General features: G+C 61.7%; 21 protein-coding genes. 4 read left to right on the forward strand and 17 right to left on the reverse strand.

Annotated features, from left to right (window positions below):
- Positions 1-161: 161 nt before the first annotated feature.
- The 3 genes from BM300_RS25575 to BM300_RS25585 form a co-directional block, all read right to left on the reverse strand.
- Positions 162-599: a DUF3995 domain-containing protein gene (locus BM300_RS25575; RefSeq protein ID WP_092464325.1), complete on the reverse strand. Its 438-nt coding sequence runs from the start codon at positions 597-599 to the stop codon at positions 162-164.
- 140 nt (positions 600-739) lie between these two features.
- Positions 740-1,750, reverse strand: coding sequence for an ABC transporter substrate-binding protein (locus tag BM300_RS25580; RefSeq protein WP_063320691.1), 1,011 nt, complete (start codon positions 1,748-1,750; stop codon positions 740-742).
- 171 nt (positions 1,751-1,921) lie between these two features.
- A complete protein-coding gene (locus BM300_RS25585; RefSeq protein ID WP_003202850.1) occupies positions 1,922-2,371 on the reverse strand; it encodes a hypothetical protein in 450 nt (149 codons plus the stop codon).
- A 426-nt stretch (positions 2,372-2,797) separates the two neighbouring features.
- Here BM300_RS25585 and BM300_RS25590 point away from each other — a divergent pair, with 426 nt between their 5' ends.
- From BM300_RS25590 to BM300_RS25600, 3 genes are all read left to right on the forward strand, one after another.
- On the forward strand, positions 2,798-3,034 hold the full coding sequence (locus BM300_RS25590; RefSeq protein WP_092146011.1) for a hypothetical protein: 237 nt from the start codon (positions 2,798-2,800) through the stop codon (positions 3,032-3,034).
- A 129-nt stretch (positions 3,035-3,163) separates the two neighbouring features.
- Positions 3,164-3,394 carry a hypothetical protein gene (locus tag BM300_RS25595; protein ID WP_063320688.1) on the forward strand — a complete coding sequence of 77 codons (231 nt, stop codon included), beginning with the start codon at positions 3,164-3,166 and terminating at the stop codon, positions 3,392-3,394.
- Between the two features lie 87 nt (positions 3,395-3,481).
- On the forward strand, positions 3,482-3,718 hold the full coding sequence (locus tag BM300_RS25600; RefSeq protein ID WP_072341896.1) for a DUF2789 family protein: 237 nt from the start codon (positions 3,482-3,484) through the stop codon (positions 3,716-3,718).
- Positions 3,719-4,133: 415 nt separating this feature from the next.
- Here BM300_RS25600 and BM300_RS25605 read toward each other — a convergent pair whose 3' ends face one another.
- The 14 genes from BM300_RS25605 to iolC all read right to left on the reverse strand — a co-directional run bounded on the left by BM300_RS25605 (position 4,134) and on the right by iolC (position 21,088).
- Positions 4,134-5,738: a methyl-accepting chemotaxis protein gene (locus tag BM300_RS25605; RefSeq protein ID WP_092146013.1), complete on the reverse strand. Its 1,605-nt coding sequence runs from the start codon at positions 5,736-5,738 to the stop codon at positions 4,134-4,136.
- Between the two features lie 180 nt (positions 5,739-5,918).
- Positions 5,919-6,323 carry a TraR/DksA family transcriptional regulator gene (locus BM300_RS25610; RefSeq protein WP_003202859.1) on the reverse strand — a complete coding sequence of 135 codons (405 nt, stop codon included), beginning with the start codon at positions 6,321-6,323 and terminating at the stop codon, positions 5,919-5,921.
- A gap of 327 nt (positions 6,324-6,650) precedes the next feature.
- Positions 6,651-7,673, reverse strand: coding sequence for an ABC transporter permease (locus tag BM300_RS25615; RefSeq protein WP_057451073.1), 1,023 nt, complete (start codon positions 7,671-7,673; stop codon positions 6,651-6,653).
- A 148-nt stretch (positions 7,674-7,821) separates the two neighbouring features.
- On the reverse strand, positions 7,822-9,375 hold the full coding sequence (locus tag BM300_RS25620; protein ID WP_092464327.1) for a sugar ABC transporter ATP-binding protein: 1,554 nt from the start codon (positions 9,373-9,375) through the stop codon (positions 7,822-7,824).
- A gap of 77 nt (positions 9,376-9,452) precedes the next feature.
- Positions 9,453-10,379 carry a sugar ABC transporter substrate-binding protein gene (locus BM300_RS25625; RefSeq protein WP_092224799.1) on the reverse strand — a complete coding sequence of 309 codons (927 nt, stop codon included), beginning with the start codon at positions 10,377-10,379 and terminating at the stop codon, positions 9,453-9,455.
- Positions 10,380-10,430: 51 nt separating this feature from the next.
- Positions 10,431-10,583, reverse strand: a complete 153-nt coding sequence (locus tag BM300_RS31105; RefSeq protein ID WP_170845916.1) for a hypothetical protein — start codon at positions 10,581-10,583, stop codon at positions 10,431-10,433.
- Positions 10,584-10,725: 142 nt separating this feature from the next.
- Positions 10,726-11,778: a Gfo/Idh/MocA family protein gene (locus BM300_RS25630; protein ID WP_092464329.1), complete on the reverse strand. Its 1,053-nt coding sequence runs from the start codon at positions 11,776-11,778 to the stop codon at positions 10,726-10,728.
- A gap of 39 nt (positions 11,779-11,817) precedes the next feature.
- Positions 11,818-12,828 (reverse strand): bifunctional inositol 2-dehydrogenase/D-chiro-inositol 1-dehydrogenase, encoded by a 1,011-nt coding sequence (locus tag BM300_RS25635; RefSeq protein WP_092224803.1) that lies wholly within the window; start codon positions 12,826-12,828, stop codon positions 11,818-11,820.
- A gap of 31 nt (positions 12,829-12,859) precedes the next feature.
- Positions 12,860-14,791: a 3D-(3,5/4)-trihydroxycyclohexane-1,2-dione acylhydrolase (decyclizing) gene (iolD, locus tag BM300_RS25640; RefSeq protein WP_092464331.1), complete on the reverse strand. Its 1,932-nt coding sequence runs from the start codon at positions 14,789-14,791 to the stop codon at positions 12,860-12,862.
- 75 nt (positions 14,792-14,866) lie between these two features.
- Positions 14,867-15,688, reverse strand: coding sequence for a TIM barrel protein (locus tag BM300_RS25645; protein WP_092224807.1), 822 nt, complete (start codon positions 15,686-15,688; stop codon positions 14,867-14,869).
- A 35-nt stretch (positions 15,689-15,723) separates the two neighbouring features.
- A complete protein-coding gene (locus tag BM300_RS25650) occupies positions 15,724-17,226 on the reverse strand; it encodes a CoA-acylating methylmalonate-semialdehyde dehydrogenase (RefSeq protein WP_092224809.1) in 1,503 nt (500 codons plus the stop codon).
- 30 nt (positions 17,227-17,256) lie between these two features.
- Positions 17,257-18,066, reverse strand: a complete 810-nt coding sequence (iolB, locus tag BM300_RS25655; RefSeq protein WP_092146021.1) for a 5-deoxy-glucuronate isomerase — start codon at positions 18,064-18,066, stop codon at positions 17,257-17,259.
- On the reverse strand, positions 18,063-18,956 hold the full coding sequence (gene iolE, locus BM300_RS25660; RefSeq protein ID WP_092349265.1) for a myo-inosose-2 dehydratase: 894 nt from the start codon (positions 18,954-18,956) through the stop codon (positions 18,063-18,065). Before iolE ends, iolB begins: the two co-directional genes overlap by 4 nt.
- A 194-nt stretch (positions 18,957-19,150) precedes the next feature.
- Positions 19,151-21,088 (reverse strand): bifunctional 5-dehydro-2-deoxygluconokinase/5-dehydro-2-deoxyphosphogluconate aldolase, encoded by a 1,938-nt coding sequence (iolC, locus tag BM300_RS25665; protein WP_092464333.1) that lies wholly within the window; start codon positions 21,086-21,088, stop codon positions 19,151-19,153.
- 313 nt (positions 21,089-21,401) lie between these two features.
- Between iolC and BM300_RS25670 the strand changes: the two genes are divergently transcribed.
- Positions 21,402-22,325 (forward strand): MurR/RpiR family transcriptional regulator, encoded by a 924-nt coding sequence (locus tag BM300_RS25670; protein WP_092349270.1) that lies wholly within the window; start codon positions 21,402-21,404, stop codon positions 22,323-22,325.
- Positions 22,326-22,330: the final 5 nt, after the last annotated feature.

The raw sequence follows: 22,330 nt of genomic DNA on the forward strand, positions 1-22,330 counted from the left end.
GCGAGGGAGCTTGCTCCCGCTGGGCTGCGCAGCAGCCCTGAGACCTGTCACCTCGGTGTGTCAGGCTGACTGGTGTTCAGCTTTTTGGGAGGGCTGCGCCCTCCAGCGGGAGCAAGCTCCCTCGCCACAAAAAGCAGGCTGTGTACCCACTGCGCTGCCAGTCAGGCCCAGGCCACCGCCAGCAGCCCTGCCCCGAGCACCACGCACAACGGTGAATAAACCCAGGTGTCGAGCCTGGCGAAGGTCGAGCCCTTGACCTCCTTGAAGAAACCCACCAGCTCCGACTCGCCAATGGCCCGGGCGAACATCAGCAATGCAATCGCGCTGATCAGCCACTGCAACGCCCGATGAGTGACCGGCTGCGCCAGCAGGCCGACCCGCAGGCAGACCAGCAGCGCCACCATCAGCAGGGCCAGGGCCACCAGCAAGGTCAACCAGCCTGAGGGATCGAACGCCGGTCGCAGCGCCTCCCCCTGCTTCACCGGCACCTGAGGCACCACTGCCTTGGCCGCCCACCGCCCGCCCAGGGCCCAATACAAATGAATCAAGCTGATGGTCGCAAACACTGCGACCAGCGACCGAGCCAACACAAGCGTCATCTCGCCAGCCTCCTGAAAAGAGTTGAACAATCATCCTAGCTGGAATTTGGCATTTCGCTGGACGGGCGTAGGTTGCCAGTTTCCAGCGAATGACTCATTGCCCAGGATCAAGAGTTCAACCTGCTGGCGCGCGAGCCCTCCTACAGGCCCGCGGAGACCTTATCTGCCACTTCCTTGGGCAGCCAGGCCTGCCAGACCTGCGGATGTGCCTTAAGGAACGCCTCGGCGGCTTCACGGGGTGGGATGCGTTTCTCACTCATGTCGGCCAGGGCCTTGTTCAACGGCTCGATGGGCAAATCGACCTTGCTGAAGAACTCGGCAATGTCCGGGTATTGCTTCTGGAACGGCGCAGATACGCCAATCGACAGTTTCGAGGCCAGTGAGCGGGTCGGCTTCGGGTTGGGGTTATCGGCGTCGGTCAGGGTTTTCCAGGCCTCGGCATCGAACGGCGGCTCTTGCAACTGCACCAGCTTGAAGCGCCCGAGCAGTGGCGTGGGCGACCAGTAATAAAACAGAATCGGCTTGCCCCGGCGGATCGTCGAGCTGATTTCCGCATCCAGCGCCGCCCCCGAACCGCTGCGAAAATTCACGTAGCTGTCAGACAGGCCATACGCCTTGAGCTTCTGTTTGTTGACCACCTCGGAGGTCCAGCCAATGGGGCTGTTGAGGAAGCGGCCCTTGTCGGGGCTCTCCGGATCCTTGAACACATGCTTGTAGCGCGCCAGGTCCTCGACACTGCGCAGGTCCGGCGCCAGGGGCTTGATGCCCTTGGCCGGATCCCCCTTGATGACGTATTCGGGCACCCACCAACCTTCCGTCGCGCCTTTGACCGTATCACCCAAGGCGACCACCTTGCCTTCGGCCTCGGCCTTGACCCACACCGGGCTGCGGCCGGCCCATTCCTCGCCGATCACCTGGATGTCGTTATTGGCCAGGGCGGTTTCCAGGGTAATGGTGGTGCCCGGCAATGTGTCGGTCTGCAAACCGTAGCCTTTTTCGACGATGATCCGCAGGATATCGGTGATCAGGCTGCCACTTTCCCAGTTCAAGTCAGCGAAGTGAATCGGCGCTGACGCGGCCAACGTCGGGAACGGCGAAACCAACACAGTGAAGGTGGCCCAGGCAGCCAGCCACTGTCGAACTCGTTTCATGCTTTTAACCTCGTACCAAACACAGCAATGGCTGAACGGCCCTGCGTCACCGAACGCAAGCCTCTGAATAGTTCAGTCAATTGACTGTAGCCGAGGTTCCAGCGATATCTCGTTAAAACTGTAACCGGTCCAGGGCGACCGAGGCCCCCGCGCTCACCGGCACTGCCCGCCTCATTCGCTGGCCTTGAACGTCACCAGTTCGCCCTTGCGCCACTTGGCGGCCTTGGCGGTGACCGCCTTCAGGGTCTTGGTCAAGCCTTCTTGCAGTTGTTCGTTGGCCGCAAACACGGTCACCACGCTGTGGCCTTCCTTGAACAGGATTGCCTGACCACCGGGGGTCGTGACGAAGGCGTAATCACCGAGGCCATAGACCGTCAGCTTGATTTCGCGAAAGCGGATTTCAAACTTGCCACCTTCGCGGCTGGGCAACACCGCTGCGCGAAAATGATCACCAACCTTGAGTTCGAGCCTGGGCTTGTCATCGACCACCAGGGCCGACTCAGTGTCGATTTCGGCGACATAAATACCTTCGGCGGTCTGCTCGGTGATGTAGACGAAACGTGACTGGAAGAGTTTGACCAGTTTTGCCCGCAGGTCACCAAGTACGAATAACGCATGCATGTCGAGATTACTTACTGCCAAGGAAACATCCCCATCTTTGAAAAAGGCCCGCCCCTCGGAAAGGACGGACCACGAGAACCCGTGCCGACTGTAACGTCGTAATGGACCTGTAACTGAAATTCGAAGTGAACGGAGCGCCCTGTCCCGGGCCGAGAGCAGACTATAGGTTGCCGCTCTCGCCGTCTTTCCCGGGGGGTCGCCAGAGGCTGAAGGAAAAAGCCACTCTGAGCATCGGAAAAGATGGGACTACTAACTTTAGGGAAATTTCTCACTTAAAAAAGCATTTTTCTGACATCGAGCCCAAAAAAAATTGCTTTAGATAGGCAAGCCGTCCACACGGTGCTGCCGATTCTAGAGCAGCCAGAGGCGTGGAGACTACCCAAACTGCTCGGCAATTCGTCGGTAAACCATAGAAAAGGAATTCACATGGCTACTTTCACAACCCTGATCCAACCTGAAGCCCCTTGTGTCGTCGAGACATCCGACACGTTCGACAGGGTCGACTGCCTGCCTGTCTCGTTGATTCAACCGCGTTACCGGGTCGTCCTGGCCGGCAAGTGCTTTTTCCATATTGAGGAAACATCCACTGGACGTGTAAGAGGATTCCGCACCGATCATAACGAGGCCTGCCACCTGGCCAGGCGTCTGGAACGAAGTGCCTGAGCTCATATGCGCCCCTTCATGACTTAACTCAGCCGCCGACAGGCAACTGCTGCCATACTGCCTGCCCGCGAAGACCGTCACCCATTGACGGATCGCGCACCCACACCATGACTTTTGAGAAGGCGCGACGTGACGGAATTTGATATCGGCGAATTTTTTATCCGGGGCGAAGCCAGAGAGGTCGAAGGCGAGTTCCAGGCCGTCATCGTGATGCGCGCCAAACCGCCCCTGACCACGGTCAGTTGGCACCAAGTGGAAAAAGATCGCTGGTTCAAGACCGCGGAAATTGCTGCCGAGGCCGCCCGGGAAGCCGCCAGGGCGCTGAAAGCCGCAGTGGATGAAGGGGCCTTGAAAGCCTGAGTCCGATCGAACTCCTGACCAGCGCTTGCCTCAGATAAAGGGAAGCAACCGAGGCGCCATGACGGCGCCCGCCCAAAGGAGAACCCCATGGAACAGCCTTCGCACGAACTCAGCACCCTGTTCGACCAACTCGGCCTGCCCTCGGACGGCAAAGCCATCGACGATTTCATCGTGGCACACCCACTGGCCCCGGAGGTCAAGCTGGTGGAGGCCGATTTCTGGTCGGACCAGCAGAAAGACTTGCTGCGCGAATGGCTGCTCGCCGACGGTGAAGAGGCGGTGCTGGTGGATCAGTTGAATGTGCGGCTGCATGACGGTAAATAGCAGCCAGGACTTTTGGCTGTAGCAAGGCACCTGTAGCAGCCAGGACTTTTAGCTAAGTACAAGACAGCTCTTGTGGCGAGGGAGCTTGCTCCCGCTCGACTGCGCAGCAGTCGCCCCTGAGTACTGCCGGCTCGTGTCTCCGGCTGCTGGCTGCATCCAGCTTTTTGGGGCTGCTGCGCAGCCCAGCGGGAGCAAGCTCCCTCGCCACAGGGTTCGCCCTCGAGCGCTGTTGGCTCGGCGTGTCAGGCTGGCCGCGTCCAGCTTTTTGGGGCTGCTACGCAGCCCAGCGGGAGCAAGCTCCCTCGCCACAGGGTGCGCCCTCGAGCGCTGTTGGCTCGGTGTGTCAGGCTGGCTGCCTCCAGCCTTTTGGGGCTGCTGCGCAGCCCAGCGGGAGCAAGCTCCCTCGCCACAGGGCCTAGCGCGGCTTCTCGGGTTTGTAGCCCAGCCGCAAACCACCCCAATGACGCCCCTTGAGCATGATCGGCACGGAGAGATCGTGCATCAGTTCTCCCGTATCGCGGGTGTAGGTCTGCAGCAACACCGGCTGTTGATGGCTGCCGCAGCGAATCCCGGTGCGGTCGGAGAACTTGCGTTTGGTCCGGTTATTGAGCGTGTCCACCTGTGGATCGCCGGTCAACGGCTGGCTGAAGACCTTGTTATGGGTGGGCACGTAGCCCTGCTGAGTGCAGGCAATCGCGAACACCAGGCCCTCGTGCCGGGCCAGCAAGGGTTCCTGGATCGCCGGCAGCACCTGATCGGTATAGCGGTCGAAACGGGTCTGGTATTTGGCGGGTTGGGTGTTGGGGATGGGCTGGTAATTACGGTCGAACAGATCCTCCAGGCTGACACGGCCCTGGTCGATGTCCGCTTCGAACTGCGCGGCGATCTGGCTCGCCCCTTCCCGTGCCAGGTCATAGACCCGTTGGTGATAATCGTCGAGGCCCACTTGGGCCAGGCGTTCGCTGATGGTTTCGGCCTGGCCTTCCATTTGCACCGCCGCTTCGGCCAGGCGCTGGGTCTGCTGGTCGCTGATGGACAGGTCGCCACGCATCTGCTCGATGGCGTGGAACAGGCTGTCGAGTTGTTCGCGATTGGTGTCGGTACCTTCGGCGATGGCGCTGACCTGGGTTTCGACGCCGGCGGCGAGCCGGGCGATGTTTTCCAGGTGTTGGCCGGTGTGCTCGACCTGCTGCACGCCAATGTCCAGGTCAGCGGCCAGTTGACGGATCTGCTCCACCACCTGGGCGGTGCGTTGCTGGATGTCGGCCACCATCACCCCGACCTCGCCGGTCGCCGCCGCCGTGCGCCCGGCCAGGCCACGGACCTCATCGGCCACCACCGCGAACCCACGGCCATGCTCACCGGCCCGCGCGGCCTCGATGGCCGCGTTCAGTGCCAGCAGATTGGTCTGGCTGGCGATCGACTGAATCACCAAGCTGACCCGCTGGATTTCATCGCTGCGCACGCTCAAGGCCTCGATCAACTCGCGACTGTCGTTTGCGCGCTGGCTGAGCTGGTGCATGCGGCTGATGGATTCCACCAGCTCGCTGCGCCCGGCCACACTGCTGCGATGGGCCTCGCTGGCGGCGCCCAGGGCTTGCTGGCTGAGTTGCGAAGTGGCTTGCTCGGTGGCGATCATCGATTCGGCATTGCTGACGATTTGCGCCGCCGCATCGAGTTGCGACTGGACCTTGCCAGCCAATTGCTTGACCGAATAGGCGACACCGGCCGCCGACAGCGCGTTATGGCTGGTGGTGTAGGACAGGTCGCGGGTCAGCTCGGCCAGTGTGTCGGTCGCGGGTGCGGGCGCCGCGGCCACGCGCGAACGCAAGCGCGGCAACCAGACGATGAGCATGACCAGCGGCAGGCCCAGGTACAGCGACCAGCCGCCCAAAGCCATGCCGCACAGCAGCAATGCCAGGGCGAGACTCTGCAAGGTCGGCGTCAGCCAGCGCGCCGTGCTGTTCGTCCCAGGTACCGAGGCCGGCACCGCACCCGCCAGAGATCCGTCTGTCGCCATGTTCGTCACCCACGCTTCTCGTTGTTATGAATGCATTAAACGCCACTACAGAGCCATTATCCATGGTCCATTAGTCGCGTTCTTGCAGCAGATCATCGGGAGTAGACGTACGAGCACGGGCGAAAGCAAAAGATCGCGGCCTTCGTCAAAAGGTCGCGATCTTTTTTTGGAAAACGCGAATCAGGCCTGACGCTGGTGCTTGTCGATCTGTTCGTGACGTTCCTGGGCTTCGATGCAGTACTTGGTGGTCGGGCTGATCAGCAGGCGCTTGAGGCCGATCGGCTCGCCGCTGTCGTCGCACCAGCCGAAGCTGTCGTCGTTGATACGGTCCAGGGCCTGCTCCAACTGAGGCAGCATGCGCTGGTCGCGATCGATGGCGTTGACCAGCCAGGTACGCTCTTCTTCTACGGAAGCAGCGTCCGCCGGGTCAGCCGGGGTGTCCAGGCTCTCAATGGCGATTCGGTTCTGTTCGATGCGCTCGTGGGTTTCGACTTTCATGTTCTGCAACAGCTTGGTGAAGAAAGCCAGCTGCTCGGCATTCATGTAGTCATCCGCCGGCATGGCCAGCAACTTTTCCTTTGTCATTGATATCTCTATAAAAAAACGTGCATTAAGGCGAATTATTGAGCGTCCCGCAGCGCAGCTGCCACGCTCATCAGGAAGGCGCCGTCTATTCCAAGCGCCACCCGGCACTCAATTTACGAGGGGCGGCAGTCTAAGGCCGAGTCGAGGCCTCAGCAACTGAAAACATAGGGAAAATGTCCGACAACCCCTTCAAATGTTCTCTGACAGGCTTTTGGCAGTCATCGGAGTGCGTTTATAACAAGAAATTCGGTGCAATAGCTGTATTAAGAAGACAAATGGCAACGCCACGCGGGTCAGGCGTGGCGCTTTGTCGCAACGTCCCGGGTATCAGCGCTTGAGTTTACGCTTGTTGCGGTACTGGTCGATGACCACCGCCACCACGATGATCAGGCCCTTGATGATGTCCTGGATGTAGGCATCGACACCGACGAAGGTGAAACCGCTGGCCATCACCCCAAGGATCAACGCCCCGATCACGGTGCCGGTGATGCGCCCCACCCCGCCCGCCAGGCTGGTGCCGCCGATCACGGCCGCGGCAATCGCGTCCAGTTCATAGGACATGCCCATGCCCGCCTGCCCGGTCGCAGCCCGCGCCGAGGCCACCACGCCGGCCAACCCGGCCAACAAGCCGGCAATGCTGTAGACGATCACCAGGTGACGCTTGACGTTGATGCCCGAGGTGCGCGCCGCCTGCATGTTGCCGCCGATGGCGTAGGTGTATTTGCCGTACTTGGTGTAGCGCAGGGCGATGTGGAAGATCACCGCCACCACCAGGAAGATGATTACCGGCATGGCACCATGCCCGATGGCGGTATAGGAATCGGACAACATGCTCACCGGCTGGCCTTCGGTGTAGTAGCGCGCCAGGCCACGGGCCGAGACCATCATGCCGAGGGTGGCAATGAACGGCGGAATACCGGTAATGGCGATGATGCTGCCGTTGATCGCCCCGGCCAGCAGCCCCACGCCGAGCCCCGCCACCACCGGTATCCACACCGGCAAGTCGGTCAAGGAGGGAAACACCGCCCGGGCGAAGTCCGAGGTCTGGGCCAGGCTGGCGGCGATCATCGCCGACAGCGCCAGCACCGAGCCGGACGACAGGTCGATACCGGTGGTGATGATCACCTGGGTCACGCCGATAGCCAACAGGCCGATGATCGACACTTGCAGGATCATCAGCACCAGACGCTGGGAGTTCATCAGGAAACTCTGGTCGCGCATGATCCAGCCGAACATTTCGAACACCAGGCCGATGCCGATCAGCACCAAAAAGATACTCAGCTCCGTCGGCAGGCGCCGGCGCGCCCTGGCCGGTGCGGCCGCGGGTTTGTTTTCCAGTATCGCGTTCATAGCCATTCACCTTTTTTGTTCTTTGGCGAGGGGGGTTGTTCCCTGCCGGGAGGTATGGCGCCCCTGGGACAGGGCCGCTTCGCGGCCCAGCGGGGATCAATCCCCTCGCCACATGTTGCTCGACGTTATTAAGTTGAACGGGCTGGCATCAGGACAGGCCCGAAGCCAATTGCATGACCCGTTCCTGGGTCGCTTCGCCGCGGTTGAGAGTGCCCATCAGGTCGCCTTCGTGCATCACCATGACCCGGTCGCTCATGCCCAGTACTTCCGGCAGCTCCGAGGAAATCATGATCACCGCCATGCCTTCGCTGGCGAGGTAGGAAATCAGTCGGTAGATCTCGGCCTTGGCACCGACATCGATACCACGGGTCGGCTCGTCGAGGATCAGGATGCGCGGGTTGGTCATCAGCCAGCGGGCCAGCAGCGCTTTCTGCTGGTTGCCGCCAGACAAGGTGTCGATGCACTGCTCCAGCGATGGGGTCTTGACCCGCAGCTTCTTGCACATGTCCTCACACAAGGCACGCAGGGCTTTTTGCTGGATGAAGCCGTTGCCCACGTAATGGGGCAGCACGGCCATCTCCATGTTTTCCAGCACCGACAGGCACGGGAACAGGCCACTGAGCTTGCGGTCCTCGGTCAACAGCGCGAAGCCTTTCTCGATGGCCATGTGCGGGTCGCTGATGCGCACCGGTTGGCCGTCCAGCAGGATTTCGCCGCCGGTACTCGGGGTCACGCCGAAAATCGCCTCGGCCACGTTGGTCCGGCCCGAACCCATCAACCCGGCGATGCCCAGGATCTCCCCGGCATGCAGGTCAAAGGAAACGCCTTTGAAAATGCCCTCCAGGCTCAGGTCGCGCACCGACAGCACCAAATCGCCGATGGGTTGCTCTCGCACCGGAAACAACTGGCTCAGTTCGCGCCCGACCATCATCGAAATCAGGCTGTCGCCGTCCATGCTGTCGGCCCGTTGCAGGCCGATGTAGGCACCGTCGCGAAACACCGCCACTTCATCGGCGATGGCAAACACCTCGTTCATTTTGTGGGTGATGTAGATGATGCCCTTACCCTGGGACTTGAGGTCGGCAATGATCGAGAACAGGTGGGCGACTTCGGTCTCGGTAATGGCCGAGGTCGGTTCGTCCATGATCAGGATGTCGGAGTCATAGGAGACGGCCTTGGCAATCTCCACCATCTGCCGCTCGGCGATGCTCAGGTTGCCCACCTGCTCCTCAGGGTCGAGCTTGATGCGCAGGCGCTCCAGCAGGCGGGCGGTGCAGCGATGCATCTCGCCATGGTCGACCATGTGCAGGCCATTGAGCTGCTCGCGACCGATCCAGATGTTTTCGGCGATGCTCATGTGGGGCATCAGGTTCAGTTCCTGATGAATCATCGCGATGCCGGCCTGCAACGCCGCGAGCGGCGTGTCGAACGTCACCGGTTTACCGCGCAGGCGCAGTTCGCCGGCGTCCGGCTGGTAGATACCGGCGATGATTTTCATCAAGGTGGATTTGCCCGCGCCATTCTCGCCCATCAGGGCCAGAACGGAACCGGGGCGTACCCGCAGCTGTACATCGGACAGGGCCACCACGCCGGGAAAGCCTTTGCTGACATTGACGACTTCCAGCAGATACGGTTCATCAGGTATTACGTCCGGCCGGAAAGTCATCGCCGGGGCGCTCGAAGCAGTCGCTGAAGCGAACATGATCAGGTACTCCCTCGGCAAGGTCAGCGTGGCAACCTTGCCTGTTTATTGTTGTGGTGGGACCGGTGCGCCAAGCGTCACTTGAACTGACCGACGTTTTCCGGCGTGATCAGGCGGTACGGCACCCAGACGGATTGTTCGACCGGCTGTTTCTTGACCATTTTCACCGCCGTGTCTATCGAGCCATCGGCCTGGCCCTTGGCGTCCTGGAACACCGAGACGGCCATGTCGCCCTTCTTGATCGCGTTCAAGCCGTCCGGTGTGCCATCGACCCCGGCAATCAATACGCTGCCTTTCTTGGTGCCCGCTTGCTTGAGGGCCATCGCGGCGCCGATGGCCATCTCGTCGTTGTTGGCCACCACCGCCTGGAACTCGCGCCCCTGGGTCAGCCAGTCGTTGACCAGGGTCATGCCCTTGTCCCGGGACCAAGTGCCGGTCTGCTCCTGCTCGATCTTGATGTTGGGGTACTTGGCCAGCACGTCCTTGACACCCTTGGTGCGGTTGGCGGTGGAGTTGTTGGCGAGGTCACCCAGCAAGATCACGATGTTGCCCTTGCCACCCATCTTCTCGGCCAGATATTGCATTTGCATGTGGCCGGCTTCCAGGTCGTCGGAGGCAACGGTGACCACGCCCGCCGGCAGTTTCAGGTCGTCGGGACGGCGATTTACGTAGACCAGCGGAATACCGGCGGCCACGGCGGACTTGGTGATGCGTTGGGTCGCGGCGGTGTCCACGGGGTTGACGATGATCGCGTCGACCTTCTGGCTGATGAAGCTTTCCACCTGGCTCAGTTGCTTGACCACGTCGCTGCGGGCGTCTTCGAACTGCAGGGTGACGCCGTCCGGCAGGGACTTGGCTTTCTTGTCCATGGATTCACGCAGGTAAGTCAACCAGGTGTCATCGAACTGGGACATGCTGACACCGATCTTCAAGTCCGCCAGGGCAGCGCCGCTGGTGAGCATCAACGACAGGGCCAGCGAGGCGATACGGGTCTTGGTCTTCATGAACGGTCTTTCTCCACTTTGTTGTTGGTTTTATGGATAAGGCGTAGCGGATCAGGAACGGGGCAAACGCACGATGGGCGCGCCGGGCATGCAACACACAACGGCGCCCTTGCGCTGGATGCACAGGGATTCGAACAGGGGAAGGATTGCGGACAGGCGCAGCAGAGGTGACAGGTGAAACGCAGAACGGCTGAAGGTTTTCATCGACGGTACCTAGCTGTGTTTCTTGTTTTTGTTTCGTCCGTCATCCGTTCAAGGCTGGCTTGGCGGGAGGCGGACAGGATTGTCGGTAACCTGGAATCGACTTTATTGGAAAATATTTTCCATATCAACTGATTTTAGAATTTTATTCGTTTTTTATTCCATGTCCGACAGGCGTGGACAACCGCACCACTTCGCCCTGCTCGGCACTCTGCCTGGCAGCATCAAGGATGCGCGTGGTCGCCAGTGCATCACGGGCCTCCACCGGCAGCGGGCCAGCGCCGTGCAATGCGGTTTGCAGGTGTTGGTAGAACGCCAGCCAGCAGCCACGCTCCGAGGTCACCCGCTCGCGCTCGGTGCCGTGCTCGAACCAGCCCCAGCGCCGATGCTCTTCAGCGCCCCAGCGTTCGCCCTCGGACGCCGGGCTCAAGCCCGCCAATGCCTGGGCTTCTTGCCCATCCAGGCCTTCGACGGTATAGCAGCCCTGGGTGCCGTTGACCCGAAAGCGCGGGCGCGCTGCGTTCTGCACACAATTGCCGCTCAAGTGGGAAATCACGCCGCTGGCATGGGTCAAGGACATGAAGAAGCCGTTGTCGAACACCTGGTCCGGCTGCCGGTAGTCCAGCTCGGCGTAGACCCGCACCACCGGCCCGAACAACTGCAGTGCCTGGTCCACCAGATGGCTGCCCAGGTCCCGCAGGAATCCGCCGCCGCTGCCCTTCCCCACCGACGTCGGTGAATAGCGCTCGACACTGGATTCAAAACGAATGACCTGGCCCAGGGCGCCGGACGCCAGCAGTTTGCGCAGGGTCAGGAAATCCGAATCCCAGCGACGGTTCTGGTACACGCAAAGCGGCACATTGCGCCGCTCGGCCGCCAGCACCATGGCCTCGGCTTGCGCAGTGTCTTGGGCGAAAGGCTTATCGCTGACCACTGCCACGCCGAGTTCGATGGCTTGCATCACCACGGCTGGGCGACCGTCCAACGGCGTGGACACCACCACCGCATCGACGCCGGCCGCCACCAGTTGTTCGAGCGTGTCGAAGGCCTGGACGTGCGGGTAATCACTCGCCAGTTGCTCGCGCCGCTCGACGGACCGGGTCACCACGCCAACAAACGTAGCCCCCGGCAGGCTGCTGATCAGCGGCGCATGAAAAAATCGTCCGCCCTTGCCATAGCCCACTAGTCCGATTCGCATGAAAGCTCCTTAGGTCACGGTTGGAATGCACCCTGTGGGTTAGCCGTAGAAACGCGGGCGCTCGGGCAGGTCAACCTTGATGATCTGCCCACTCTGCTGCGCCTGGATACAGGCATCCGCCGCCACCGCTGCGGCGAAGCCGTCCCAGGCCGACGGCCCGCCCACCTGCCCGGTGCGCACGCCGTCGATGAAGGCCTGCAATTCGACGTCGTAGGCCGCGATGAAACGGTCCTTCCAATCCATCAGGATCGCATTCGACAGCTTGGCGCCGCTGCGCAGTTGCACCTGGGACGGTTCCGGCAGCTTGGCGATGCCGGTCTCCCCCACCACTTCGCACTGGATGTCGTAGCCGTACTGGCAGTTGACGAACACTTCGACGTCGATGCGCGTGCCCCGGGCGGTTTCCAGCAGGACGATCTGCGGGTCGCGCAAATGGGCCAGGGCCTTGCTGGACTTGCGCGGAAACACCACCTGCACCGACACGTAGTCATCGGCCAGCAGCCAGCGCAACACATCCAGCTCATGGATCAGGGTGTCGGTGATCGCCATGTCGGTCTTGTAGTTTTCGCCCACGCTCGGGTTGCGGTGGGCGCAATGCAGCATCAGCGGTTCACCGATCTGGCCGCTGTCGATCACCGCCTTGAGTGCGCGATAACCTTCATCGTAAGGGCGCATGAAACCGACCTGCACCAGGCGCTTGCCGTGGGCGATTTCAGCCTCGACGATCTTGCGGCAGCCTTCGGCCGTGACGGCCAGCGGCTTTTCACAGAACACCGGTTTGCCCGCCGCAATCGCCGCCAGCACGAACTCTTCGTGGCTCGGCCCCCAGGAGGTGACGAGGATCGCCTCCACGTCAGGCGCCTTGATCAATGCATGACCGTCGGGGTAGACCTCGGCGGTCAGCTTGAGATCGGCAACGACCTTGGCCGCTTGTTGCAGGTTGATGTCGGTCACCGCCACCACCTGGCTGTTGAGCAAGGTCTGGCTGCAACGACGGATATGGTCCTGGCCGATGGCCCCGGTGCCGATGACGCCCAGCTTCAAAGACATGTAGAGAACTCCTTTCGTATTGTTGGGGCAATCAGTATTGACGGGCCTTGGCCAGCCGTTCGTTGAGGGTCTTGGCGACCGCATCGGTGCGGGCGCTGGTGGACACCTGCGCCACGCCGACCCGCCACCACGACAGGTATTTGTGGATCATGGTCTTGGGCAGGACCTTGATGTCGATCAGCGTCGAGACGCTCTGGCGCCGCGCATCGGCCAGGGCCGCCTGCAGTTCGTCGAGAGTCTTGACCTTGTAGGTCTTGCAACCGTAGGCCGCGGCGCTCATGGCGAAGTCCACCGGCACAAAACCGCCGTCGAGCTTGCCGGTGTCCGGGTTGCGGAAGCGGAACTCGGTGCCGAAGCTGTCCATGCCGTGTTCCATTTGCAGGTTGTTGATGCAACCGAAGGTCATGTTATCCAGCAGCACCACATTGATCTTGCGGCGTTCCTGGATCGAGGTCGCCAGCTCCGAGTGCAGCATCATGTAGGAACCATCGCCCACCAGGGCGTAGACCTCTTTGTCGGGCTCGGCCAGTTTCACCCCCAGCGCCGCATTCACCTCGTAGCCCATGCACGAATAACCGTACTCGACGTGATAGGTATTCACGCCCTTGCTGCGCCAGCTGCGCTGCAAGTCGCCGGGCAGGCTGCCGGCGGCGGCGACGATGATGGCGTCATCCGCCAGGGTCTGGTTGAGGGTGCCGAGCACGCGGCTCTGGGTCAGGCAGGAACCGGTGAGTTCGATGAATTCGCGAAACACCGCCGGGTCCATGTGGTCGTTGATCTCCGGGACGAAATCCTCGGTCTGGAAGTCCGCCTGATAAATCCGGTCCACTTCGGCGTCCAGCTGGGCCTTGGCATCGGCGATCTGTCCTCCCCATTCGGCACGATAGTCGCCCATCGCCGCTGACAGTGCCTCCAGCCCCGAACGGGCGTCGGCCAGCAGCTGCACGCCGTCGAGCTTCAAGGCATCGCACGGGCTGATGTTGAGATTGAGGAACTGCACATCCGGGTGCTGGAACAGCCATTTCGATGCCGTGGTGAAATCGCTGTAGCGGGTGCCTATACCGATGATCAGGTCGGCTTTCTTGGCCAGCAGGTTCGCCGCCAGGCAACCGGTTTCACCGACACCGCCAACGTTCAGCGGATGGCTGGACACCACCGCACTCTTGCCCGCCTGGGTCTCGGCGAACGGAATGTCGAAGCGCTCGGCAAAGGCCTGCAGCGCAGCGTTGGCACCGGCGTAGCGCACGCCGCCGCCACAGATGATCAACGGCTGGCGCTTGCCCTTGAGCAGCGCCAGGGCATCACCGAGCATCGCTTCAGTGGCCGGGCGACGGTCAATGCGATGGACACGTTTTTGCAGGAAGTAATCCGGGTAATCGTAGGCTTCGGCCTGTACGTCCTGGGGCAAGGCCAGGGTCACCGCGCCGGTTTCGGCCGGGTCGGTCAGCACGCGCATGGCATGGATCGCGGCGGTCATCAGTTGCTCGGGGCGGTTGATGCGATCCCAGTATTTGCTCACGGCCTTGAAGGCATCGTTGGTGCTGATGCTCAGGTCATGGAACTGCTCGATCTGCTGCAGCACCGGGTCCGGCTGGCGACTGGCGTAGACATCGCCGGGCAACAACAGCAACGGGATCCGGTTGGCCGTCGCGGTGGCCGCCGCCGTCAGCATGTTCGCCGCCCCAGGGCCGACCGACGAGCTGCAAGCGTAGATCTTGCGCCGCAGATGCTGCTTGGCAAAACCGATAGCGGCATGGGCCATGCCTTGCTCGTTACGGCCCTGATGGACCACCAGGCCGCCGCTGTCCTGCTCCAGCGCCTGACCCAGGCCCAGCACGTTGCCGTGGCCGAAAATGGTAAAGACCCCGGCGACGAACTTGCTCTGGACGCCATCGACTTCGATGTACTGGTTATCGAGGAATTTCACCAGGGCCTGGGCCATGGTCAGTCGTGTTGTGGTCATGCTTGCACCTTGTCTGGAATGCAAATTGCGGCTGACTCGCACCCACAAGGGGGCATCATCATTTTGATGACTGTGTCAGGCCTGCGGATTCTGTAAATGGTCCATGCTCGCCCCCAACGCCTGGCGGATGTCAGCCAGTTCATGGACGCTCTCGGCGAACGGCTCGAAGGACAGGTAGCCCTCGTAGCCACCGGCCCGCAGCGCCTCGATCTGCACGGCATTGCCCAGGATGTCGGCCTCGCCCACCAGCACCCGGTGGCCGTCACGGATCGTCGCCAGCGGCGCCTGGGCATCCTCGACGCCGGAGATGTGCACCAGAGCGGTCAGCTCGGGGAAGAATTCCTGTTCACCGGCCAAATGATGGTGAAAGGTGTCATGCACCAGGCGGAATACATCCAGCCCGCCAATGCTCTTGATCGCTTCCACCGCCGTGCGCTTGCGGCGCAGCGCGCACTCTTCGAAACCCAGGGGCTCGATGAACCCGTAGATGCCAAAGGCGCGCAGAATCGGCGCCAGTTCGCTGAGGGCCGTACGCAGCCCAGCCGCGCGCTCAGCCTCGCTGCGTGGGTCGGCGCGGTCATTGAGCGGGCACATCACCAGGCCCTCGGCGCCGCATTCGCGGGCGTAGTCGGCCAACCGCACGGCCTGGGCGCGGCGCTCCTCGTTCCACACATCAAAGGGGTACAGGGCGTTGATCGACAGTACCTTGATGCCGCGCGCCTCGCACAACTCGCGCACGCGGGCCGGCGGCATGCCGTCTTCGATCTCGACGCCCTTCAGATCGTTGCGGATCTCGATGGCATCGGTTTTCAACGCCAGGGCCAAATCAATGAAAGCGGGCAGTGACAGGCGTGGCGCAACCATTCGGTTCAAGGCAAAACGCAGGGGCTTGTTCATTGTTATTCTCCCTCCGGCAGTCATTCAAAAGTGAGTTATTGAGCAGTCGGCATGCTGAACTCAGGCCCCTTGGCAATGCTGTCGGGCCAGCGTTGCATCACGCTTTTGTAGCGGCTGTAGAAACGCAGGCCTTCTTCACCGTAGGCATGGTGATCGCCGAACAACGAACGCTTCCAGCCACCAAAGGAATGCCAGGCCATGGGCACCGGAATCGGCACGTTGATGCCCACCATGCCGACCTTGATGCTGCGGGCGAACGCCCGGGCGATGCCGCCGTCACGGGTGAAACAAGACACGCCGTTGCCGAACTCATGGGCGTTGATCAGCGCCACCGCCGTGGCGAAATCCGGTACGCGAACGATCCCCAGCACCGGGCCGAAAATTTCTTGCTGGTAGATGCTCATCTCGGCGGTGACCTGGTCGAACAGCGTCGCGCCGACAAAGAATCCCTGCTCGGCCCCGGGCACCTTGAAACCACGGCCATCGACGATCAGCCGAGCGCCCTCGGCCACGCCGGCGTCGATGAAGCCTTCGACCTTGGCCTTGTGCTCGGCGGTGACCAGCGGCCCCATGTCGGTGCCAGGCTGCTGACCGTTACCGATCTTCAGTTGGTCGATGCGGGGCAACAGCTTGGCAATCAATTCATCGCCCACGTCACCCACTGCCACGGCAATGGAAATCGCCATGCAGCGCTCACCGGCCGAGCCATAAGCGGCACCGATCAACGCATCCGCCGCCTGATCAAGGTCGGCGTCGGGCATGACGATCATGTGGTTCTTGGCCCCGCCCAGGGCCTGCACACGTTTGCCGTGCGCCGTGCCCTGCTGATGGATGTATTCGGCAATCGGCGTGGAGCCGACAAAGGAAATCGCCTCGATGTCCGGGTGCTGCAACAGCGCATCCACCGCCACCTTGTCGCCCTGGACCACGTTGAACACACCGTCCGGCAAGCCGGCTTCGGTCAGTAACCGGGCCATCAGCAGGCTGGCGGACGGATCGCGCTCCGAAGGCTTGAGGATGAAGCAGTTGCCGGCGACCAGCGCCAGGGGAATCATCCACAACGGCACCATCACTGGGAAGTTGAACGGCGTGACCCCGGCGCAAACGCCCAAGGGCTGACGCAGGTTCCAGTTGTCGATGCCGCCGCCGATGTTGTCGCTGAAATCGGTCTTGAGCAGGTTTGGCGCACCGCAGGCGTACTCGACGATCTCGATGCCGCGGGTGACTTCGCCGTGGGCGTCAGACAGCACCTTGCCGTGTTCGCGACTGATGATTTGCGCCAGCTCGTCGTGGTGCCGGTCCAGCAGTTCCTTGAACTTGAACATCACCCGCGAACGACGCAATGACGACTGCTCGGACCAGGCCGGAAACGCCGCCAGCGCCGAGGCCACTGCCGCGTCGACGGTGCCCGGCTCGGCCAGGGCCACCCGGGCCTGCACTGCACCGGTGGCCGGGTTGAAGACATTGCTGAACCGCGTGCTGTCGTGGTCCTGCACCTGGCCGTTGAGGTAATGGCCTACTACCGGGGCGTCACTCATTGTTCTTGTTCTCCGTACGAATGTTGGAAATCAGAGGTCCAGCAGCCAGCTGTGCTGCGGATCGTTATGGAACTGCCAGACCCGCTTCGGGCCGGCCATGACGTTCAGGTAATACGACTCGTACCCGTAGGGCACGCTGACCGGGTGGTAACCCTTGGGCACCACCACCAGGTCGCTGTTCTCCACGGCCATGGCCTGATCAATGCTGCGATCATCGGTGTAGACCCGCTGGAACACGAAGCCCTGGGACGGGTTGACCTGGTGGTAATAGGTTTCCTCCAGGAAGCTCTGGTGCGGCAGGTCGTCGGTGTCGTGCTTGTGCGGTGGGTAGCTCGAGGAGTGCCCCGACGGTGTGCGCACTTCCACCACCAACAGCGAATGGGCCGGTTCGCTGTCCGGCAGGATGTCGCAGACATAACGGGTATTGGCGCCCTTGCCGCGCACACTGCGCTTCATGCTGTCCGGACGGATCAACCGTGGGCCATAACTGTTCTGCGTAGACCCCGGTGCGGCACACACGGCAATCTGTACATCACTCAGCGCGGTGACCTGGGCCTGGCTGCCGGGCGGCAGGTAGGCGGCATAAGGTGATTTGTCCTCGAACACCGACTGGCGATCACCGACGTTGTCCCAATCGAAGGCCCCTTGCCCCGGCGCTTCGCCCTTGAGGCTGATGCGCCCGCTGAGCAGCACCAGGCACAATTCCTTGTCATCGGCGGCCACCGGCAGGGTTTCGCCCAGGCTCAGGCGGTAGGCGGCGAACCCGACATATTCCAGCTCACCTGCCGGCAACTGAACCATGGTTCGACCGCTGGAATGGCTCTTGATCAACAGGCTCATGACGGACTCCTTTCTTGCAGCAAGGCACGCAGCGTGTCGTAGCCCTTCTTGGCGTAGGCATAACTCGGTGCTACGGCAGGGTCCTGCTCGGCTTCCACCACCAGCCAGCCTTGGTAATCGGCGGCCAGCAGCACGTCGAGCAACGCGGCGAAGTCGATGTCGCCGTCCCCCGGCACGGTGAAAGTGCCGTTGATGATGCAGTCGGGGAAGCTCCACAGGTTATTGCGCGCCAGTTGCACCACCGGTTTGCGCACGTCCTTGAAGTGCACATGGCAGATGCGCTCGATGTGCTTGCGCAAGACCTGCAGCGGTTCGCCACCGCCCATGTAGCAGTGGCCCGAGTCGAACAGCAAGCCGACTTCGCTGCCGGTCAGGGCCATCAATTTATCGATGTCCGCGGGTGACTCGACGTAAGCGCCCATGTGGTGGTGATAGGCCAGGCGTACGCCTTGGGACAAGGTGAAGCGCGCAAGTTCAGTGAGTTTGTCGGCGTAGGCTTGCCAGGCTTCATCCGTATGGAAACGCGGGCGCTCGATCAGCGCAATCCGCTGGCCCTGGATGGAGTCGGCGACTTCCCCGTACACCAGCACCGTCGCGCCGTTCTGTGCCAGCAGCTCGACGTGGCTGGCGATCGCATCGATCTCCTCGGCCGCCGAACGCCGGGCCAGGCGGCTGGAATACCAGCCGGAGACCAGCGCCAGGTCATAAGGACGCAGCACATCGCCGACACCCTTGGCGTCCTTGGGGAATTTGCCGTTGAGTTCAAAACCTTCGTAGCCGATTGCCTTGCCCTCGCTCAGCGCCGTGCTCAACGGCGTCTCGCCGCCCAACGACGGCAAGTCATCGTTGCTCCAGGAAATCGGGTTGATGCCAATTCGAATAGCGGGCATGGGCTGCACCTTTTATTGTTGTCTCTAAATGTTCAACCGATCACCTGTGGCGAGGGAGCTTGCTCCCGCTCGGCTGCGAAGCAGTCGTCAACCTGTGGATGCGGTTTGCCTGTCGAACCGGGGCTGGCTGATAGGGACTGCTTCGCAGTCCAGCGGGAGCAAGCTCCCTCGCCACAAAAAGCCCTGCATTACCATCACGCACGGGCACTGCGCCACGCCTCGATCAATTCCACAAACCGGCCCTGCACCTGCCGGATCAGCGTTTCATCATCGATTTCCCCGGCCAGCCAAGCCCGGCTCGGTTCCTGGAAAATCGTCCGACCCACGGCAAACCCACGGCAGGTGCTGCTCTGGCTGGCCTGGCGAAAGCCTTCAGCCAGGGCGGCGGCCGGGGCGTTGAGGCCCAGCAGGACCACGCCGCGGCAATACGGGTCGCGTTGCTGGATCAGCTCATCGAGCTGTTTCCACTCCTGCGCGCTCTGGGCCTCGATCTTCCACCACGCCGGGAAAATACCCAGGTTGTAGAGGCGCTTGAGGGCGCGATAGAGCACGTCCGGGTGGGGTGACGGATGATCCTTGGGCGGAATGACTTCCAGCAGCAATTCATGGCCGCTGACCTGGGAAGCCTTGTACAGCCCCATCAATTGCGCTTCCTGCTCCAGGCGCAGCAGTGGCTCGTCATCAGGGTGAAATTGCACCAGGCACTTGATGATCTGTTCCTGCGGCCAGGCGATCAAGTTGCTGCCAATGGAGCGCCCATGCTCGAACGCCAGTGGCCGCGAATTCTGTACCTCCACCGGTCGCGCCACCCACCAGCCACGTCCGGTGGCAGCGTTCAGCGAGTCCTGGCCGAAGCGTTGGTCGGCCAGCAGGCCGACGTCGGCCTCGATGCCTTGGCGCTGCAGGTCGGCTTCAACCCGCTCCACCGCCTGGATGAACAGTTGCTTGAGGTCCCCAATGCAGTTCAGGTCGCGACCGCCCTTCTGGGCCAGCTCCACCAGTTGCCAGCGATGGTCGAAGGCAAAGATGAACAATTGTTTCCAGGTCTTGCGCGGCACGCTGACCTGATGCAGCCGTTGCAGCACCGCATCCTGGTCCGGCCGGGTAATCGGCACCGGGCTCTTGAATAAATAGTCGAGCTCGGCCCGGGTCGGCATCGCCGGGGCACAGGCATGGCGCGACACCACCAGGCCGCCGCAGGCATTGGCCAACTGACAGCAGCGCTCATCGCTGGCGTCCTCCAGCCAACCGGCGAGGAACCCCGACATGAATGCATCACCGGCGCCCAGTACATTCAAGACCTCGACCCGGACACCAGGGTAAAGGGCGCCGTCTTCAAGGCGGGCCGGAATGGCGCCATGAATCACCGTGCAACCTTGCGCGCCAAGCTTGACCACCAGGGTCGCCGCCGTCAGCGAGCGCACGGTGCGCAAGGCGCTCAGCAGGTCTTCGCAGCCGCCGGCGATCAGGAATTCTTCTTCGGTGCCGACGATCAGGTCGAAACGCGGCAGGATGCTTTGCACGTGCTGGCTGACCTTCTGGTCGGCGACAAAACGGGTTTCCCCATCGGCCTTGCCTGCCAGGCCCCAGAGCACGGGGCGGTAGTCAATGTCCAACACGCGCTTGACGCTGTGTTTCTCGGCGTAATCCAACGCCTGGATGCTGGCCTTGTAGACGCTTTCGGTCGAGAAATGCGTGCCGGTGATCAGCAACGCCTTACTGGAGGCAATGAAGGTTTCGTCGATGTCTTCGGCGCGCAGCGCCATGTCGGCGCAATTTTCCCGGTAGAACACCAGGGGAAAGGTTTCCCGGTCCTTGATACCCAGCAGGACCATGGCCGTCAGGCGTTCGGGATCGACCTTGATGCCACTGACGTCGCAGCCTTCACGTGCCAGGGATTCCACCAGGAAGCGGCCCATGTGGTCGTCCCCGACCCGGCTCAACATCGCTGACTTGAGCCCCAGGCGTGCCGTGCCGAAAGCGATGTTGGCCGACGAACCGCCCAGATACTTGGCGAAGCTTGCGACATCTTCCAGGCGCGCGCCGACTTGCTGCGCGTAAAGGTCAACACCCAGGCGTCCCAGGCAGATCACATCCAATTGACGCCCACTGGCAAAACGAGTCTGGCCCATGCTGGCTCCTGTTATTTTTATCAGCCTGCGCTTGTCGCCAAAACCGACGCCAGCGCTGTTGGTGAATGCAGACTAAAACGAGCGACGGGCAATAATCAATAATTATTCTATAAATTTTTTACGTGGAATATTTTTTCCAATACGCTGTACCCGAACCGGACCAGACGCAGTGCATCGTTTCAGCAGGTGCTGCAACATTTGTCCGCCCATGATTTTCCCTGCGCCTACGCTGTAGACTGCGACCAGCCAACCTATTGTCGAGGGCCGGCCTCTTTTCGGGCGGCCCTATAAGAACAAGCCAGAAGGATTTTCTATGACCCGCCCCGATGATCTGCCGGCGCCGTCCGAGAGCGCGTCCGACCCCGCCCTCTCGAGCCCACCGATCAATGCCGAGCGCCTGCTGCAACTGATCACCGATGAATACGAAAGCCTGCCGCGCCAGCTCAAACGCATCGCCAGCTACATGAGCCAGCAGAGCGACCGGATCATGGTCGACCGCATCAGCGACATCGCACGGGAGTGCGAAGTGCACCCCTCGGCCATCGTCAGGTTTTCCCAGCGTTTCGGTTTCAGCGGGTTCAGCGAAATGCAGGCGTTGTTCCGCGAGGCCTACACCCACAAGACCACCCCGGTGCAGAACTACCAACAGCGCATCCGCAGCATGATCGCCAACAAGTCGCAGAAAGCCAGCGGCGGCGACCTGGCCCGTGAGTGCGTCAACGCGACCCTGTCGGGCATCGAGCGGCTGGGGTTGGAGCTGGATGACCAGGCGTTCGAAAAGGCCGTAGACCTGGTGGTCAACGCCGACAATATCTATGTGGTGGGTGTGCGCCGCTCGTTCGCGGTGGCCGATTACCTGGTCTACAACCTGCAACACACCAATAAACGCATTCACCTGGTGTCCGGCCTGGGGGGCAGTTACCGCGAGCAGATGCGCAGCGTGCGCGCCAACGACCTGGTCATCGCCATCAGCTTCACGCCCTATGGCAAGGAAACCCAGCACTGCCTGCGCATTGCCCAGCACCATCAGGCCAAGACCCTGATCATCACCGACAGCAACCTGTCGCCCCTGGCCAAACGGGCCAACGCGGTGTTGCTGGTCAACGAAGGCAGTTCGTTCGCCTTCCGTTCGTTGAGTGCCACGTTGTGCCTGTGCCAGGCATTGTTCATCGCCGTGGCTTACCGACTGGAACTCAAGGTCGATGAAATCCATGAACAGGTCGGGTTCGAGGATTAACGCCC

The sequence above is a fragment of the Pseudomonas sp. NFACC46-3 genome (genome assembly GCF_900114515.1).
GTDB classification, from domain to species: Bacteria; Pseudomonadota; Gammaproteobacteria; order Pseudomonadales; family Pseudomonadaceae; genus Aquipseudomonas; species Aquipseudomonas fluorescens_Q.

Excerpts from the sequence above, each read along its gene's own strand:
- iolE (WP_092349265.1), bottom strand. The coding sequence starts at position 18,956 with ATGCCCGCTATTCGAATTGGCATCAACCCGATTTCCTGGAGCAACGAT.
- BM300_RS25650 (WP_092224809.1), bottom strand. The coding sequence starts at position 17,226 with ATGAGTGACGCCCCGGTAGTAGGCCATTACCTCAACGGCCAGGTGCAG.
- BM300_RS25645 (WP_092224807.1), bottom strand. The coding sequence starts at position 15,688 with ATGAACAAGCCCCTGCGTTTTGCCTTGAACCGAATGGTTGCGCCACGC.
- BM300_RS25615 (WP_057451073.1), bottom strand. The coding sequence starts at position 7,673 with ATGAACGCGATACTGGAAAACAAACCCGCGGCCGCACCGGCCAGGGCG.
- BM300_RS25630 (WP_092464329.1), bottom strand. The coding sequence starts at position 11,778 with ATGCGAATCGGACTAGTGGGCTATGGCAAGGGCGGACGATTTTTTCAT.
- BM300_RS25600 (WP_072341896.1), top strand. The coding sequence starts at position 3,482 with ATGGAACAGCCTTCGCACGAACTCAGCACCCTGTTCGACCAACTCGGC.
- iolB (WP_092146021.1), bottom strand. The coding sequence starts at position 18,066 with ATGAGCCTGTTGATCAAGAGCCATTCCAGCGGTCGAACCATGGTTCAG.
- iolD (WP_092464331.1), bottom strand. The coding sequence starts at position 14,791 with ATGACCACAACACGACTGACCATGGCCCAGGCCCTGGTGAAATTCCTC.
- BM300_RS25610 (WP_003202859.1), bottom strand. The coding sequence starts at position 6,323 with ATGACAAAGGAAAAGTTGCTGGCCATGCCGGCGGATGACTACATGAAT.
- BM300_RS25580 (WP_063320691.1), bottom strand. The coding sequence starts at position 1,750 with ATGAAACGAGTTCGACAGTGGCTGGCTGCCTGGGCCACCTTCACTGTG.
- BM300_RS25590 (WP_092146011.1), top strand. The coding sequence starts at position 2,798 with ATGGCTACTTTCACAACCCTGATCCAACCTGAAGCCCCTTGTGTCGTC.
- BM300_RS25575 (WP_092464325.1), bottom strand. The coding sequence starts at position 599 with ATGACGCTTGTGTTGGCTCGGTCGCTGGTCGCAGTGTTTGCGACCATC.
- BM300_RS25625 (WP_092224799.1), bottom strand. The coding sequence starts at position 10,379 with ATGAAGACCAAGACCCGTATCGCCTCGCTGGCCCTGTCGTTGATGCTC.
- BM300_RS25620 (WP_092464327.1), bottom strand. The coding sequence starts at position 9,375 with ATGTTCGCTTCAGCGACTGCTTCGAGCGCCCCGGCGATGACTTTCCGG.
- iolC (WP_092464333.1), bottom strand. The coding sequence starts at position 21,088 with ATGGGCCAGACTCGTTTTGCCAGTGGGCGTCAATTGGATGTGATCTGC.
- BM300_RS25585 (WP_003202850.1), bottom strand. The coding sequence starts at position 2,371 with ATGCATGCGTTATTCGTACTTGGTGACCTGCGGGCAAAACTGGTCAAA.
- BM300_RS25635 (WP_092224803.1), bottom strand. The coding sequence starts at position 12,828 with ATGTCTTTGAAGCTGGGCGTCATCGGCACCGGGGCCATCGGCCAGGAC.
- BM300_RS31105 (WP_170845916.1), bottom strand. The coding sequence starts at position 10,583 with ATGAAAACCTTCAGCCGTTCTGCGTTTCACCTGTCACCTCTGCTGCGC.
- BM300_RS25605 (WP_092146013.1), bottom strand. The coding sequence starts at position 5,738 with ATGGCGACAGACGGATCTCTGGCGGGTGCGGTGCCGGCCTCGGTACCT.
- BM300_RS25670 (WP_092349270.1), top strand. The coding sequence starts at position 21,402 with ATGACCCGCCCCGATGATCTGCCGGCGCCGTCCGAGAGCGCGTCCGAC.